Below are 309 nucleotides of genomic sequence, written 5' to 3' on the forward strand. Positions count from 1 at the left end.
GCCGACGACCTCGACGATGCCGCCCAGAAGATTGTCAAAGCCGTGCGGGAAGCCAAGTAATGTCGATCCTGATCAACAAGCAAACCCGAGTGATCTGCCAGGGCTTCACTGGCAAGAACGGCACCTTTCATTCCGAGCAGGCGCTCAAATATGGCACGCAGCTGGTGGGGGGCACCTCGCCGGGCAAGGGCGGCTCGCAGCATCTGGGCCTGCCGGTGTTCGACACCGTGGCCGAGGCGCGCCATGTCACGCAGGCCGATGCCAGCGTGATCTATGTGCCGCCGCCGGGGGCGGCCGATGCGATCTGCG

Annotated in this window: 1 pseudogene; it reads left to right on the forward strand. The window is 64.7% G+C overall.

Annotation, left to right across the window (positions count from 1 at the left end):
- Positions 1–59: 59 nt before the first annotated feature.
- Positions 60–309 (forward strand): annotated as a pseudogene (locus ACZYTC_RS34330) (succinate--CoA ligase subunit alpha); the annotation flags it as partial.

This window comes from Labrys sp. F242, assembly GCF_057813875.1.